Annotated in this window: 1 pseudogene; it reads right to left on the bottom strand. The window is 64.7% G+C overall.

Annotated features, from left to right (window positions below):
- Window positions 1–174, bottom strand: a pseudogene (locus WDW90_RS38755) (TCP-1/cpn60 chaperonin family protein); the annotation flags it as partial.
- Window positions 175–303 lie beyond the last annotated feature (129 nt).

The following is a 303-nucleotide window of genomic DNA, read 5'->3' as shown; positions in this document are numbered from 1 at the left end:
CTTGGCGACGGTGACGCCGTCCTTGGTGATGCGCGGCGCCCCGAAGCTCTTCTCGATCACGACGTTGCGGCCCTTCGGACCGAGCGTCACCTTCACCGCGTCGGCGAGGATGTCGACGCCGCGCAGCATCTTCTCGCGGGCATCGGACGAGAAACGTACGTCTTTCGCTGCCATGTGCAGAGATCCTTCTGTGTTCAGGATTGAGGCCCCAAGGCGCCCCGGATGGGCGTCCTCAAAGGGCCGGGTTCACGAGACCGTGGGCCGCCTCAGGCGACGACGCCCATGATGTCGGATTCCTTCATG

The sequence above is a fragment of the Methylobacterium nigriterrae genome (assembly GCF_037106235.1).
In the GTDB taxonomy this organism is placed as follows: domain Bacteria; phylum Pseudomonadota; class Alphaproteobacteria; order Rhizobiales; family Beijerinckiaceae; genus Methylobacterium; species Methylobacterium nigriterrae.
The sequence above is the reverse complement of the archived record's forward strand: the minus strand, read 5'-3'. Positions and strand labels throughout refer to the sequence as shown.